This window comes from Duganella hordei, assembly GCF_040369125.1.
Lineage (GTDB): Bacteria > Pseudomonadota > Gammaproteobacteria > Burkholderiales > Burkholderiaceae_D > Rugamonas > Rugamonas hordei.
Genome location: NZ_BPWI01000001.1, coordinates 836,903 through 851,214 on the forward strand (window position 1 = coordinate 836,903; position 14,312 = coordinate 851,214).

Genomic DNA, 14,312 nt, shown 5'->3' on the forward strand with positions numbered 1-14,312 from the left:
CGTCCGCGTCAGTGCGCCATCAGCACCGGCAAGGTCATCGCGCCGAGGATGGTCCGGGTGACGCCGCCCAGCGCCACCTCGCGGAAACGGGTATGGCCGTAGCCGCCCATGACCATCAGGTCGGCGTCGATGTCCGAGGCCAAGGTCAGCAGCTCGTTGCCGACGTCGAAAGGGGTGTCCCGCCGCTCGACCTCGACGGTGATGCCGTGCCGGGCCAGGTACAGCGCCAGGTCGGCGCCCGGCTGCTCGCCGTGCGCCTGATGAGGGGCGTAGGGATTGAAGATGGCCAGCGTGACCTTGGCCGCCCGCTGCAGCAGCGGTATGGCGGCGGTGACGGCGCGCGTGGCCTCGAGGCTGCCGTCCCAGGCCACCATGACCTTGTGGCCGATGCGTGCCATGCGGCCGGAGTGGGGCGTGACCAGCACCGGCCTGGGCGCGTGCAGCATCACTTGCTGGGCCAGTCCCGGCGCCGGGGTGGCGCCCGCGTGGTCCGGATCGGCCTGGCCAACCACCACCAGGTCGGCATAGCGGGCGTGCAACGCCAAGCCCACATCGAGCTCGTCGTCGACGCAGCGCTTCTCGTGCGATTGCACGCCGAGCCGGCCGGCGGCGGCCGCGAAGTCGCCCAGCGCCAGGCCGGCACGCTCGCGCAGGAAACCGAGGTCGCCGACCTCGATCGGCATGCCCGGCGCGCCCGGGGGGAACAGGCTGGACTGCTGGATGAACCGGTTGATGCCGCTGCTGGCGACGCCGACCAGATGGGCTTCGAACGCGACCGCCAGCTGGGCCGCCATCTCGATGGCGCGCGCGGCGGGCTGGGATTTGTCGGCCTGCACGAGGATGGTTTTATAGGACATGGTCTGCTTCCTTCTTGTCATGGGTGGCTGTGGCAGGGGCAGGCGCCGGTGCGGATGCCGTTCGAAATCCTCCTGGCAGGCCAGGCAGGTCAGCGCGGCCGGCTGCACCCGCAGGCGCTCCGGCGCGACGGGGCCACCGCAGCTGACACAGCGGCCGTAGGTGCCGGCGGCCAGGCGCGCGCAGGCGCCCTCGATGCGGCGCAAGGCGGTCAGCTCCTCGGCCAGCAGCACCATGTCGCAACCGCGCAACTGGCGGGCCACGCCGGAATCGTCCAGCATGGCCCGGTGCTCCAGCAGCGCCGCCGCCAGCCACGCCGGCGCCTGCGCCAGATGCCGGCGCAGCTGTCCGTCCAATGCGGCGCGCAGCCGGTGCAGACGGTCGGCGAGCTGGTCCAGCTCGGCTGAGGGTGGGGGATTCATGGCTACAATGTACGGGCGCGCGCAGGCCACGTCTGTAGCATCAATTGATCCAGATCAAAATCGCCGGGAATACAAGGCCGGTCGCTATGCGCATGCAAGCCACCGCGCAACAGTTGCTTTCGAAATATTTTTTGGCATTCGGCGCGGTTCGATCGTATCATCTTGGGCATGAACGCCGGACCGGCGCAACTGTTCAGGATAGTCCGTTGAAAAATCTCCTTATCGAAGGCCAGAGCCTGGAGTGGCTGCTGGCGTCGGCCACCGACGCCATGCTGATTGTCGACCATGCCGGCGGCATCGTGCTGGGCAATCCCGCGCTGGAGCGGATGTTCGGCTACGGCCCCAACGAGTTGAGCGGCATGACGGTCGAGGCGTTGATACCGGCCCGCTTCCACCACGCCCACGTGGGCCAGCGCGGCGACTTTTTCCAGCAGCCGCGCTCGCGCGCGATGGGCGCCGGCGCCGAGCTGTTCGGGCAGCACCGCGACGGCCACGAGTTCGCCGTCGAGGTCAGCCTGTCGCCGCTGCACACCTCGCATGCGCTGCCGCTGGTGCTGGCCACCATCCACGACGTCACCGAACGCAAGAAGGCCGAGCAGGCGCTGCAGGAAAGCGAGGCGCGCATGCGCGCCATCTTCGAGACCGCCGTCGACGCCATCATCACCATCGACGAGCAGGGCGTGATGGAGCGCCTGAACCCGGCCGCGCAGCGCCTGTTCGGCTACAGCGAGGCCGAGGCGGCCGGCCGCAACGTGTCGATGCTGATGCCGCAGCCGCACCGCGCGCTGCACGACGGCTACCTGGCGCACTACCGCGAGACGGGCGAACAGCGCATCATCGGCAAGGGCCGCGAAGTCGAGGGCTTGCGCAAGGATGGCAGCGTGTTCCCGATGGAGCTGTCGGTGGTCGAGATGCAGCTGGGCGCGCGGCGCATGTTCACCGGCATGGTGCGCGACATTTCCGAGCGCAAGCTGGCGGAGGAGCACAACCGCCGCCTGATGCAGGAGATCAGCAGCGCCAACGAGGAACTGACCAACTTCGCCTACGTGGTGTCGCACGACCTGAAGGCGCCGCTGCGCGGCATCGGCTCGCTGGCCGACTGGCTGGCCACCGACTACGCCGAGCAGTTCAACGACGAAGGCAAGGAACACATGCGGCTGCTGATCAACCGGGTGCACCGCATGGGCAGCCTGATCGACGGCATCCTGCAGTATTCGCGCGTGGGCCGGGTCAAGGAAGCGCATACGCCGGTCGACCTGAACCGGCTGCTGGCCGACGTGGTGGACCTGCTGGCGCCGCCGCCGCGGTTCCGCATCACGGTCGCGCCGGGCCTGCCGACCGTGCTGATCGAGCCGACCCGCATCCAGCAGGTGTTCCACAACCTGATTTCCAACGCCATCAAATACATGGACAAGCCGGACGGGCGGATCGACATCGATTGCGCCGACGACGGCAGCCACTGGCGCTTCAGCGTGCGCGACAACGGCCCCGGCATCGAGCAGCGCCATTTCGAGCGCATCTTCCAGCTGTTCCAGACGCTGGCCTCGCGCGACCGGGTCGAGAGCACCGGCGTGGGGCTGGCGCTGGCCAAGAAAATCGTAGAAATGTATCAGGGACGGATCTGGCTTGAATCGCAGACCGGGCAGGGCAGCACGTTCTGGTTCACGCTGCCCAAGTCCTCTCCGTCGCAACCCAGAACAGGACAAGCCCATGAAAGTGAGTAACAAACCCATCCTGCTGGTCGAAGACGACCACGTCGACATCATGACGATCAAGCGGGCATTGAAGGAAATCCACGTCGGCAACGCCGTGATCAGCATGGAAAACGGCGAGGCTGGCCTGGAGTATCTGCGCGACCCGGCGCAGGAACGGCCCTGCATCATCCTGCTGGACTTGAACATGCCGATCATGAACGGCATCGAGTTCCTGCAGCAGATCAAGCTCGACCCGTCGCTGCGGCGCATCCCGGTGGTGGTGCTGACCACCTCCGAGGAGCAGCAGGACAAGGTGCGCAGCTTCGACCTGGGCGTGGCCGGCTACATGGCCAAGCCGGTCGACTACCGCCGCTTCGTCGAGATGATGCGCTCGATCGACCTGTACTGGACCATCAGCGAGATGCCGTGAACGCCGACCTTGCCGACAACGGCGCCGGCGCCCCAGCGGTATTGCGGGTGCTGATCGTCGAGGATGACGTGGTCGACCGCATGGCGTGCCGGCGCGCCTTCGCTGCCGATGCCACCGGCGGCTTTGCGCTGCTGGAGGCCGACAGCGGCGAGCGCGGGCTCGAGCTGGCGCGCGAGCAGCGGCCCGACTGCATCCTGCTCGACTACCATCTGCCGGACCTGACCGGCCTCGAATTCCTGGCCCACCTGAACGCCGACGGCGCCGGCCAGGCCATCCCGGTGATGATGCTGACCGGGGCCGACAGCGCCGCCGTGGCGGCCGAGGCGATGCGGCGCGGCGCGCGCGACTACCTGGTCAAGGACGTCGACGGCCGCTACCTGGAATTCCTGCCGGGGGCGATCCACCGCATGCTGCGCGAGCAGCGCCTGCTCAACGACAAGCGCCAGGCCGAGGCGCAGTTCCGCACGCTGGTCGAGCAGATGCAGGCCATCACCTACATCGCCGAGCTGGGCGAGGGCGGCGCGCTGCGCTACATCAGTCCGCAGATCGGCATGCTTGGCTTCACCCCCGCCGAGTGGCTGGCCGACCCCGGGCTGCACGGGCGGCAGATGGATCCGGCGCAGCGCGCGTCCACGCTGCGCGCGCTGGACGATTGCCGCCGCGACGGCAGCCCGCTGCGGCTGGAATACCGGCTGTCGGCACGCGACGGCCAGGCGCTGTGGTTCCGCGACCAGGCCGAGCTGGTGCGCGACGACGAGGGACGGCCGCTGTTCATGCAGGGCATCATGATCGACATCACCCAGAATAAGCTGACTGAACAGGCCTTGCTGGCGTCGCAGCAGGCGCAGCGCGACCTGGCGGCGCACCAGGAAAGAATCAAGGAACACGAGCGCAAGCGCATCGCCCAGGAAATCCATGACGAGCTGGGCGGCCTGCTGACCGGCATCAAGGCCTATATCTCGGTCAGCATGGACCGCGGCGCGGCGGCCGGTGCGGCGCCCGAGCCCTTGCTGGCCGAGGCGGCCGGACTGGCCCAGGACGCGATCGAGACGGTGCGCCGGGTCATCACCGACCTGCGGCCCAGCGTGCTCGACCAGCTGGGCGTGTGGGCCGCGCTGGAATGGTATGCGGAGCAGATCGAACGCCGCTCCGGCCTGCACTGCGCCTGCGCCATCAGCCCGGCCGCGTCGGCGCTGGAGCTGGGCGCCGAGCGCAGCACGATGCTGTTCCGCATCGCGCAGGAAGCGCTGACCAATGTGGTGCGGCACGCCGAGGCCAGCGCGGTGCAGCTGCGGGTAGACTACGCCGACGGCGTGCTGCAGCTGCGCATCGACGACGACGGCAAGGGTATCGCGGCCGAGCGCTTGCTCAATCGCGAGTCCTGGGGCATCCTCGGCATGCACGAACGCAGCCGTCATTTCGACGGCGAATTGAAAATCACCGGCAGGCCGGGGCAGGGCACGACCCTGCTGCTGCGCCTGCCATTGGACGCACACCATGAGCAATAATCCCATCCGCGTGCTGCTGGTCGACGACCACGCGATCGCCCGCAACGGCGTGCGCTTGATGCTGAGCACGGTCGACGACATCCGCGTCGACGGCGAAGCCTGCAACGCCAACGAGGCGCTGCAGCTGGCGCAGGCGCAGGAATTCGACGTGGCGCTGCTCGACATCACCATGCCCGGCAAGAACGGGCTGGAGCTGCTCAAGCAGTTGCGCGCCGAGCGGCCCAAGCTGGCGGTGCTGATGCTGAGCACCTACGCCGAAGATATCTACGCCGTGCGCGCGCTCAAGCTGGGCGCGGCCGGCTACCTGACCAAGGATGCGCCAACCACGGCGCTGGTGGCGGCGGTGCGCAAGGCCGCATCCGGGGGCAAGCACGTGAGCCCGGCCCTGCTGGAAAAGCTGGCCAGCCTGATCGGCGGCGGCGAGGTGGGCAAGCTCGAGGCGCTGTCGAACCGCGAGCTGGAGGTGTTCAAGCTGATCGCGGCCGGCGAATCGCTGGTGCGCATCGGCGAGACGCTGCACCTGAGCCCCAACACGGTGACCACCTACCGCGCCCGCATCCTGGAGAAAATGGGCCTCGACAGCAATGCCGAGCTGACCCGGTATGCGTTGGAGCACGGCATCATCTAGTTTCATATTGCAAAGGTTGTAGGGGAAGCCCTACAGATTTCTGTCCGGACTCCCCTACGCGACACGGCAGCGAAGCCCGATAACCGCGCGGCCGCCGATCGCCGATACTGTCTCCATACCGCAGCCAACGCTCAGATGCTGCGAAAAACACAACAGGGAGCAGCGAACATGACGACCAACCTCCAACTGGCAACACACAATGGCGGTGCCGTGAGCAGCAGCCAGAACAAATGCGCGATGTGCGGCTTGAAGAACCTGTGCCTGCCGGTGGGGCTGAACGACGCCGAGGTCAGCCGCCTCGACAAGATCATCGGCCGCCGCCGCCGCGTCGAACGCGACGAAAACCTGTGCCGCATGGAACAGCCGTTCAACAACCTGTATGCCGTGCGTTTCGGCCATTTCAAGACCTCGCGCGTCAACCACCGCGGCGAGCAGCAGATTACCGGCTTCCAGATGGCCGGCGAGCTGCTGGGCATGGACGCCATCGGCACCGGCCAGCACGGTTGCGGCGTGGTGGCGCTGGAAGACAGCGAAGTGTGCGAGATCCCGTTCGCCCGGCTGCAGGAATTGTTCGCCGACGTGCCGCAGCTGCTGCAGCACTTCCACCGCATCATGAGCCAGGAAATCATGCGCGAGCAAAACGCGATGATGTTTCTCGCCAATATGCGGGCCGAGCAGCGCTTCGCCTTGTTCCTGCTGAATCTGTCGACGCGCTATGCGGCGCGCGGCTACTCCCCCAACAGCTACCAGCTGCGCATGTCGCGCGAGGACATCGGCGACTACCTGGGCCTGACCATCGAAAGCATCAGCCGGCTGCTGTCGCGCTTTCGCAGCAACGGCTGGATACGGGTCGACAAGCGCGACCTGACCATTGTCGACCGCGCCAGCCTCGAGGCGCTGGCGACCGGCGCCGACCAGGACGGCACCAAGGTGGCCGCCAAGGCGCTCGGCCGCACGCCGGCGGTGGCCTGAGGCAGTGAGCCTGCCGCCGGCTCAGCCCGGCGCGCGTCCCGACCGTTCGACCGCCGTCTGGCAATCCACGCACGTCTGGGCGCTGGGCTCGGCCCGCAAACGGGCCGCCGCGATGGCCGCGCCGCACTGCACGCAGGTGCCGTAGCTGCCCGCGCGCACGCGTTCCAGCGCCTCGTCGACGGCGCGCAATTCCATCAATTCGTGATTGAGCAGCGCGATGTCGGTGTCGCTGAGCTGGCACGCTTCGGCCTGGTCGGCATCGATCGCGTAGCTATTAAACAGCGCCATCTGCTGTTGCTCGTCGGCCTGGTGCAGGCGCTGGCGCAACTGCTGCGCCAGTTCGCGGCGCCGCAGCAGCAGACTACTGTTGAGCTCGTCTATGACGTGGGCGCTGCTGTCGGGACTCATGTCGATCTCCATTCACTTGTTCAATGCAGCCATCGTAGAGACTCGCCCGTGCAATTTGATTGATGCAAATCAAAAAGGGCCGGCTTCGGATAGAATGGTTTTTCGCGCGCAAGCAGCAGCTTGCACGCTCACTGTGAGGAGAGATGCATGACGGATCCATCGAAGTATGTACCGCCGGCGATCTGGGTCGCGCCGGCATCGTCGGGCGGCACGTTCGGCAACATCAACCGCCCGGTCGCCGGCGCCACCCACGAACAGGAACTGCCGGTCGGCAAGCATCCGCTGCAACTGTATTCGCTGGGCACGCCCAACGGCGTGAAGGTCACCATCATGCTGGAAGAGCTGCTGGCGCTCGGCCATGGCGGCGCCGAATACGACGCCTGGCTGATCCGCATCAACGAGGGCGCCCAGTTCTCCAGCGGCTTTGTGGCGGTCAATCCCAACTCCAAGATCCCCGCGCTGGTCGACCGCAGCGGCGCGCAGCCGCTGCGCGTGTTCGAGTCCGGCTCCATCCTGATGTATCTGGCGGAAAAGTTCGGCGCCTTCCTGCCCACGGAAACGGCGGCGCGCACCGAAACCCTGAACTGGCTGTTCTGGCAGATGGGTTCGGCGCCGTTTGTCGGCGGCGGCTTCGGCCACTTTTACGCCTACGCGCCGGAAAAGCTGCAATATCCAATCGACCGCTATGCGATGGAAACCAAGCGCCAGCTCGACGTGCTGGACCGCCAGCTGGCCGAACACCGCTACGTCGCCGGTGACGAGTACACGATCGCCGACATGGCGGTCTGGCCGTGGTACGGCGGCATGGTGCTGGGGCAGTTGTACAGCGCCGCCGAATTCCTGTCGGTGCACGAGTACCGGCATGTGCGGCGTTGGGCCGACGAGATCGCCGCGCGTCCGGCCGTCATCCGCGGCCGCAAGGTGAACCGCACGTTCGGCAACCCCCAAGACCAGGTGCTGGAGCGGCACGACGCCGCGGATCTGGACTGACGCCGGCCGCTGGCATCGACGTCGGACCGAGGCACTGAAACACCGTGCCTGCGGTGCGTTTTGATCTGGATCATGGTTTTTTCACTCACTTGCTCTCATAGTAAAAGCCCGTTCGGCCCAAACGAGAGCATGTCATGTACCACACCAACGTCGCGCCGCCGACGGCGGCCATCCGGCTCGGAAGGGCGGGGGCGCCGCTGTTGTTGGCCTGTCTGACCGGCTGCAGCCTGCTGCGCCCGGTCGATCTGCCGCCGCCGGCGCCGGCGTTCCAGCCGCCGCCGGCCTGGTCTTCCGGCCACACCGCCACGTCCTCCGCGTCCGATGGCGCCGCGCTTGCCGGCTGGTGGCGCCGCTTCGACGATCCGCTGCTCGAGCAGTTGGTGACGCGCGCCCTGCAAGCGAACACCAGCATCGCGTCGGCGCGCGCTTCGCTGCAGCAGGCGCGCGCCACGCGCGATGCCGCAGCCGCAGCGCTGGCCACCACCGTGGTCGGCAGCGCCCAGGCCCAGCGTAGCAAGCTCGACGGGGCGTCCGCCACCAATAGCTACAACCTGGGCTTCGATGCCAGCTGGGAACCGGACCTGTTTGGCGCCAACCATCATGCACTGGCGGCCGGTGCGGCCACGCTGCAGGCCAGCGCGGCCACGCTGGCCAACGTGCAGGTCTCGGTCGCCGCCGAGGTGGCGCGCAGTTATATCGAACTGCGCGGCATCCAGGCACGGCAAGTCATCGCCCGCGACAACCTGGCCAGCCAGCAGGCCACGCAGCAGATTACCGCATGGCGGGTCCAGGCCGGACTACTGACTTCGCTGGAGCAGCAGCAAGCGATCACCGCCACCGAGCAGGCCGCGGCCCAGTTGCCGGTGCTGGAGAGCAGCCGGGCGTTGCTGGCCCACAGCCTGGCCGTGCTGTGCGGGCAGGCGCCGGCCGCGCTCGACGACGCGCTGGCGCCGCCGCAGGCGATACCCGCCGGCGGCGCAGAGCTGGCGCTGAGCCTGCCGGCCGCCACACTGCGCCAGCGTCCCGACGTGCGCGCGGCCGAAGCCCAGCTCGAAGCGGCCCGCGCCAAAGTGGCCCAGGCCGACGCCGCGCGCTACCCGGTGCTGCGTCTCGAGGGATCGCTGGGATTGAGTGGACTTGCCGCGGGCGGCAGCGGCGCGGCGCTGCTGCGCACCTTGCTGGGCAGCGTGGCGGGCAATGTGTTTGACGGCGGCGCCAGCGCGGCCCAGCTGCGGCTGCAACGCGGCGCGCTGGCGCAAGCGCAGGCCGGCTATCTGGCGACGCTGCTGACCGCGTTGCAGGAAGTGGAGGATGCGCTGGCCGCGCAGGCGGCCGACCGTCTGCGCCTCGATCATTTGCGGCTGGCCGCCGCGGCGGCCGACAGCGCCGCGCTGCTGGCGCGGCAGCGCTACGCCAGCGGCCTGGTGGACTTTCAAACCGTACTGGAAACCCAGCGCGCGCTCTACACGTCGCAGGACGGCGTGGCAACCGCCAGCGCCAACGTCGGCACCGACCAGGTGCGCCTGTACAAGGCACTGGGCGGCGGCTGGCAACCCGACGGCGGTGCCGCACCGATGAAGGGAAGCACACCATGAATCAACGTATGGCAGCACCGGCCGTCGTCATCGACGCACCACCACGCCCCTGGTGGCGGCGCGCCGCCGTGTGGGGCGCCGCGTTGGCGCTGCTGGCGGCCGGCGCGGCGGCGTACGCGTGGCGGCAGCATGCCCAGGCGGCACGGGCTCCCGCCTATGTCACGGTGCCGGTCAAGCGCGGCAGCGTCACGCTCAGCGTCACCGCCAACGGCACCTTGCAGCCGACCCGCGCGGTCAATATCGGCAGCGAGCTGTCGGGCACGGTGGGGCGCGTGCTGGTCGACGTCAACGACCAGGTGCGCGCCGGCCAGGTGCTGGTCCAGCTCGACACGGCCAAGCTGCAGGACCAGATCGTGCGCTCGCGCGCCGCGCTGGCCGCCGCCAGGGCCGAGCTGGCGCAAAGCCAGGCCAGCCTGGCGGAGGCGCGCGCGGCACTGGGACGGCTGGAGGAAGTGGCCCGCCTGTCCGGAGGCAAGGTGCCCTCGCGCGCCGAACTCGACACCGGCCGGGCCACGCTGGCGCGGGCCCAGGCGGCCGAGCTGAGCGCCGCCGCCAACGTACAGAGCGCCCAGGCCACGCTGTCGACCGACAGCACCAACCTGGCGCGCGCCTCGATCCGCTCGCCGATCGACGGCGTGGTGCTGAGCCGCAGCGTCGATCCCGGCAACGCGGTGGCCGCCTCGCTGCAGGCGGTGACGCTGTTTTCGCTGGCCGAGGACCTGCGCCATCTGCGCCTGCTGGTCAATGTCGACGAAGCCGACGTCGGCGCCGTGCGCGTGGGCCAGCCGGCCACCTTCAGCGTCAGCGCCTATGCGGACCGCAGCTATCCGGCGGTGGTCACCCGGGTGTCGTACGGCTCGACCATCACCGAGAACGTGGTCACCTACGTGGCCTACCTTGAAGTCGACAACGCCGACCTGAGCCTGCGTCCCGGCATGACGGCCACCGCCGTCATCCGCGCGGCGGTACACGACGACGTGCTGCTGATACCCAACAGCGCGCTGCGCTTCACGCCCAGCGACACCGCAGCGGCGGCAGCGCCGGCGGGCATGGTGTCGCGCCTGATGCCACGCCTGCCCGGACGGGCGCCGCGCCAGGCCGGCGTCGCCGACGCCTCCGCCTCCGCGCGACGCACATTGTGGCTGCTGAGCGACGGCGTGCCGCGCGAGCAGGTGGTCACGCTCGGCATCAGCGACGGCCGCTACACGGAAGTGAGCGGCCCAGGGCTGCGACCAGGCATGCTGGTGATCACCGACCAGCGCTCGGCGGCGCCATGAACGGCGACAGCGCCGCGCCGCTGATACGGCTGCGCGAAGTATGCAAGCGCTACGGTCACGGCGCAGCCGCGCTGACGGCGCTGGACCGGGTCAGCCTGGATATCGCGCAGGGTGAGTTTGTCGCCATCATGGGACCCAGCGGTTCGGGCAAGTCAACCGCGATGAATCTGCTGGGCTGCCTCGACACGCCCAGCAGCGGCCAATACCTGTTTCACCAGATCGACGTGGGCGCCGCCACCCGCGACCAGCGCGCCCGCTTGCGCCGCCGTTATCTGGGCTTCGTGTTCCAGGGATTCAATCTGCTGGCGCGCACCTCGGCCCAAGAAAACGTCGAACTGCCGCTGCTGTACCGGGGCGAGAACGCCGCGCGCCGCCACGCGCTGGCGGCGGCCGCGCTGGCCGCTGTCGGCCTGGCCGGCTGGGAGACGCATACGCCGTCCGAACTGTCGGGCGGACAGCAGCAGCGGGTGGCGATCGCGCGCGCCATCGTCAGCGCGCCGTCGCTGCTGCTGGCGGACGAGCCGACCGGCAACCTTGACAGCCAGCGTAGCCGCGAGATCATGGAACTGCTGGCGCGCCTGAATCGCGAGCAAGGCATCACGGTGGTGATGGTGACGCACGAGCCGGACATGGCGCTGTACGCGCAGCGCATCGTGCGCTTCCTCGACGGCCGCATCGAGAGCGACGAAGCGAACTTGCAGCCAGTGCCCATGCCGGCCGCGTCGGGCGAGAAGGCGGTGAGCTGATGCTGTTCAATACCATTCTGCTGGCGTTGCGTTCGATCCGGCGCAACCTGCTGCGCTCCTTCCTGACCATGCTGGGCATCGTCATCGGCGTCGGCGCCGTCATCGCCATGGTCACGCTGGGCAACGGCGCCACCAAGGCGGTGCAGGACCAGATCTCCAGCCTGGGCAGCAATCTGCTGATGGTGCGGCCTGGCCAGCGCCTGGGCCAGGGCAGCGGCGGCGCGCCGGCGTTCAAGGAGGCCGACGCCGAGGCCATCGCGCTGCAGATCGGTGGCATACGCGCCGTGGCGGCCGAGAGCCGCAGCGGCGCCACCGTGGTGGCCAACGGCCGCAACTGGAGCACCACCGTCACCGGCGGCAGTGCCGACTGGCCCACCGCCGCCAACTGGACGCTGGCCGCCGGTCGCCCGTTCGACGATGGCGAGCAGCGCGCGGGCGCCGCCGTGTGCGCGCTGGGCGCCACGGTGGCGCGCGCCTTGTTCGGCAACCGCGACGCGCTGGGCGAGCGGCTGCGCATCAAGCAGTTCTCGTGCGTGATCGTGGCGCTGCTGGCGGCCAAGGGGCAGGGCGCGATGGGCAACGACCAGGACGATCTCGTGCTGCTGCCGCTGCACACGCTGCAGCGCCGCGTCACCGGCAACCAGCGCGTGAACACCTTGCTCATTTCGATGGAGCAGGGCAGCGACAGCAAGGCGCTGCAGGCGCGCCTGGTGCAGCTGCTGCGCGAGCGGCGCAAGCTGGCCGCCGGCGAGGAAGACAACTTCAACGTGCTCGACACGCGCCAGCTGGCCGACACCATGTCGGGCACGACGCGCGTGATGACCACGCTGCTGGCGGCGGTGGCGGCGGTCAGCCTGCTGGTGGGCGGTATCGGCATCATGAACATCATGCTGGTCAGCGTCACCGAGCGCACGCGCGAGATCGGCCTGCGGCTGGCCATCGGCGCGCTGGAACGCGACGTGTTGCTGCAGTTCCTGATCGAGGCCATGGTGCTGGCCGCGCTGGGCGGCCTGGCCGGGGTGCTGCTGGCGGCGGTGGCCACCGCCGTGCTGGCCCGCGCGATGCAGCTGCCCTACCTGTTCAATCCGGGAGTGAACCTGCTGTCCTTCGTGTTCTCGACCGGGATAGGGGTGGTGTTCGGCTACGTGCCGGCGCGGCGCGCGGCGCGGCTCGATCCGATCGAAGCGCTTCGCCATGAATAGAAGAGAAGGGAAAGAGCAGGGCGCCTCATGGCTAGTTTTGATGCAGGTCAAAGTTTTTTCACCTGCCGAACCGCATAGTGGCGTTTTCAACCAAGGAGTAGCGATATGTCATTCAACCATGTCGTTGCATGGATCGACCATGCACAGACCCATCTGATCCGCTTCAATGCCGATACCTCGTCCATTGAAGTGATCAAGACCGATTCCCACCATCCCCACCTGCACGTGAAGTCCGCCGGCGGCGCCGGTCATGCCGCCGAGAGCGCGCGCTACTTCGACGACGTGGCCAAGGCGCTGGCTCCGTCGCGTGAAATCCTGCTGGTGGGTCCGGGCATGGAAAAGCTGGCGCTGATGAAGCACCTGCTCAAGCACCATCACGAGGTGGCCGAGCGAGTGATGAGCATAGAGACGGTGGACCACCCCAGCGACGGCGAGCTGCTCAAATATGCACGCAAATATTTCGTCAAGGCCGACATGATGCTGTGATCCGTATCAAACCTGCCCTGCCTTGACACGCCTCCGTGATCGCAGCAGTACCGGAGCTGCCGCAAGCAACACCAGGCTCAAGGTCGATGGTTCGGGGACCGATAAGGCATTTTGGATATCCACGAAGGCCGTTGGCGTTCCCCGCGATGCGTCCGGGATAGTCAGATCCCACTGCCATGCCCACTCCAGGTTTGGCTTGCCGAGCACGGAATGGTTGTCGCTCGTTGGCCACGCCAGAGACGTGGGCAGGGAGTCCCGCAGTTGGCTGCCAACAGGCGAAAAGTAGCGGGTGGGCGGCGGAAAGAACTGGTAGTATCCAGCCCCCATCTCGTAGCGATCCGGCATTACTCCAGCGTCCGCAGTCGTGCTCACCACCGATCCGCGGGGTGATTTTTGTCTGATCACCTCGGGACTTACCCAGAGCAACGAGTCATAGTCACTGGGGCTCTCGATGGCTAAATTGATATCCAGGTCAGACTGATTGAAAAGAAACAGGTGAATGTCCAGCGGGTTGTCGGTGAAATTGTTAATGATCACTGATTCCTGGAGGAAGGAACGATCGCTGGCGTGCGTGACATTATATTGGGTGGCGAGCCGAAAGCGATTATCAGGGTCGCGGAATTCAAATCTCACACCGTGATTGCCGAGGAAGATCGTGTCGGTCAAGCTAAGGCTGCTAACCGGCCGCTCCGGGCCTGAGTCCAGTCGGTACCACCATGACTGAGAGAAACTGTGGCTTCCCGTATAGCCGTTGGGATTTCTTGTCCAGGAGTTCGTGCTTGCCGGATCGAGCTCAACGCTTGAGGTCCCGTCGGTGATCGTTGCAATGGCAAATGCAGGGCCGGTACAAGCCAGCGCCAGCGCGGCAATGCCGAGCAGCGCCGCTGAGCGCCGCCTGCGTAAGCCTGGGGCGCGACGTGCAACGAACCACGACCTGGCCAGATTCCTTATTCGTTCCAAACCGCAAAACATAGGCTCAAACATTTGGGGCTCCTTTCCCTGAGACGACCGCAAATCCATCCGTGATCAGGTAAAAGCACATAGCAGGCCAGCATGCTTTGAGTTGAAAATATTTAAGCTAAAACAATGACTTATTCAT

At 67.4% G+C, this 14,312-nt stretch carries 14 protein-coding genes; 11 read left to right on the forward strand and 3 right to left on the reverse strand.

What is annotated here, in order from left to right:
• Positions 1 to 8: 8 nt before the first annotated feature.
• A complete protein-coding gene (locus ABWW33_RS03530; RefSeq protein WP_353398920.1) occupies positions 9 to 1,277 on the reverse strand; it encodes a universal stress protein in 1,269 nt (422 codons plus the stop codon).
• A 206-nt stretch (positions 1,278 to 1,483) separates the two neighbouring features.
• Here ABWW33_RS03530 and ABWW33_RS03535 point away from each other — a divergent pair, with 206 nt between their 5' ends.
• The 5 genes from ABWW33_RS03535 to fnr all read left to right on the forward strand — a co-directional run bounded on the left by ABWW33_RS03535 (position 1,484) and on the right by fnr (position 6,509).
• Entirely contained in the window at positions 1,484 to 3,001 is a 1,518-nt protein-coding gene (locus ABWW33_RS03535) for a sensor histidine kinase (RefSeq protein ID WP_353398923.1), read from the forward strand.
• Complete coding sequence (locus tag ABWW33_RS03540; protein WP_176650890.1) at positions 2,988 to 3,401, forward strand: response regulator; 414 nt, start codon at positions 2,988 to 2,990, stop codon at positions 3,399 to 3,401. Before ABWW33_RS03535 ends, ABWW33_RS03540 begins: the two co-directional genes overlap by 14 nt.
• A complete protein-coding gene (locus ABWW33_RS03545) occupies positions 3,398 to 4,909 on the forward strand; it encodes a response regulator (RefSeq protein ID WP_353398926.1) in 1,512 nt (503 codons plus the stop codon). Before ABWW33_RS03540 ends, ABWW33_RS03545 begins: the two co-directional genes overlap by 4 nt.
• On the forward strand, positions 4,899 to 5,537 hold the full coding sequence (locus ABWW33_RS03550; protein WP_176650891.1) for a response regulator: 639 nt from the start codon (positions 4,899 to 4,901) through the stop codon (positions 5,535 to 5,537). The genes ABWW33_RS03545 and ABWW33_RS03550 overlap by 11 nt, the downstream gene beginning before the upstream one ends.
• A gap of 168 nt (positions 5,538 to 5,705) precedes the next feature.
• Positions 5,706 to 6,509: a fumarate/nitrate reduction transcriptional regulator Fnr gene (fnr, locus tag ABWW33_RS03555; protein WP_176650892.1), complete on the forward strand. Its 804-nt coding sequence runs from the start codon at positions 5,706 to 5,708 to the stop codon at positions 6,507 to 6,509.
• Positions 6,510 to 6,530: 21 nt separating this feature from the next.
• On the opposite strand, the gene ABWW33_RS03560 is transcribed toward fnr, so the two are convergent.
• Positions 6,531 to 6,917: a TraR/DksA family transcriptional regulator gene (locus ABWW33_RS03560; protein ID WP_353398930.1), complete on the reverse strand. Its 387-nt coding sequence runs from the start codon at positions 6,915 to 6,917 to the stop codon at positions 6,531 to 6,533.
• Between the two features lie 147 nt (positions 6,918 to 7,064).
• Between ABWW33_RS03560 and yghU the strand changes: the two genes are divergently transcribed.
• The 6 genes from yghU (at position 7,065) to ABWW33_RS03590 (ending at position 13,213) form a co-directional block, all read left to right on the forward strand.
• Positions 7,065 to 7,907 (forward strand): glutathione-dependent disulfide-bond oxidoreductase, encoded by an 843-nt coding sequence (gene yghU, locus ABWW33_RS03565; RefSeq protein WP_353398933.1) that lies wholly within the window; start codon positions 7,065 to 7,067, stop codon positions 7,905 to 7,907.
• Positions 7,908 to 8,041: 134 nt separating this feature from the next.
• On the forward strand, positions 8,042 to 9,502 hold the full coding sequence (locus ABWW33_RS03570) for an efflux transporter outer membrane subunit (RefSeq protein WP_353398936.1): 1,461 nt from the start codon (positions 8,042 to 8,044) through the stop codon (positions 9,500 to 9,502).
• On the forward strand, positions 9,499 to 10,779 hold the full coding sequence (locus ABWW33_RS03575; protein ID WP_353398939.1) for an efflux RND transporter periplasmic adaptor subunit: 1,281 nt from the start codon (positions 9,499 to 9,501) through the stop codon (positions 10,777 to 10,779). The genes ABWW33_RS03570 and ABWW33_RS03575 overlap by 4 nt, the downstream gene beginning before the upstream one ends.
• Positions 10,776 to 11,525 (forward strand): ABC transporter ATP-binding protein, encoded by a 750-nt coding sequence (locus ABWW33_RS03580; RefSeq protein ID WP_353398942.1) that lies wholly within the window; start codon positions 10,776 to 10,778, stop codon positions 11,523 to 11,525. Before ABWW33_RS03575 ends, ABWW33_RS03580 begins: the two co-directional genes overlap by 4 nt.
• Positions 11,525 to 12,727 (forward strand): ABC transporter permease, encoded by a 1,203-nt coding sequence (locus ABWW33_RS03585; protein ID WP_353398944.1) that lies wholly within the window; start codon positions 11,525 to 11,527, stop codon positions 12,725 to 12,727. The genes ABWW33_RS03580 and ABWW33_RS03585 overlap by 1 nt, the downstream gene beginning before the upstream one ends.
• A gap of 105 nt (positions 12,728 to 12,832) precedes the next feature.
• Positions 12,833 to 13,213 (forward strand): translational machinery protein, encoded by a 381-nt coding sequence (locus tag ABWW33_RS03590; protein ID WP_353398946.1) that lies wholly within the window; start codon positions 12,833 to 12,835, stop codon positions 13,211 to 13,213.
• A 6-nt stretch (positions 13,214 to 13,219) separates the two neighbouring features.
• On the opposite strand, the gene ABWW33_RS03595 is transcribed toward ABWW33_RS03590, so the two are convergent.
• Positions 13,220 to 14,197 carry a PEP-CTERM sorting domain-containing protein gene (locus ABWW33_RS03595; protein WP_353398949.1) on the reverse strand — a complete coding sequence of 326 codons (978 nt, stop codon included), beginning with the start codon at positions 14,195 to 14,197 and terminating at the stop codon, positions 13,220 to 13,222.
• Positions 14,198 to 14,312: the final 115 nt, after the last annotated feature.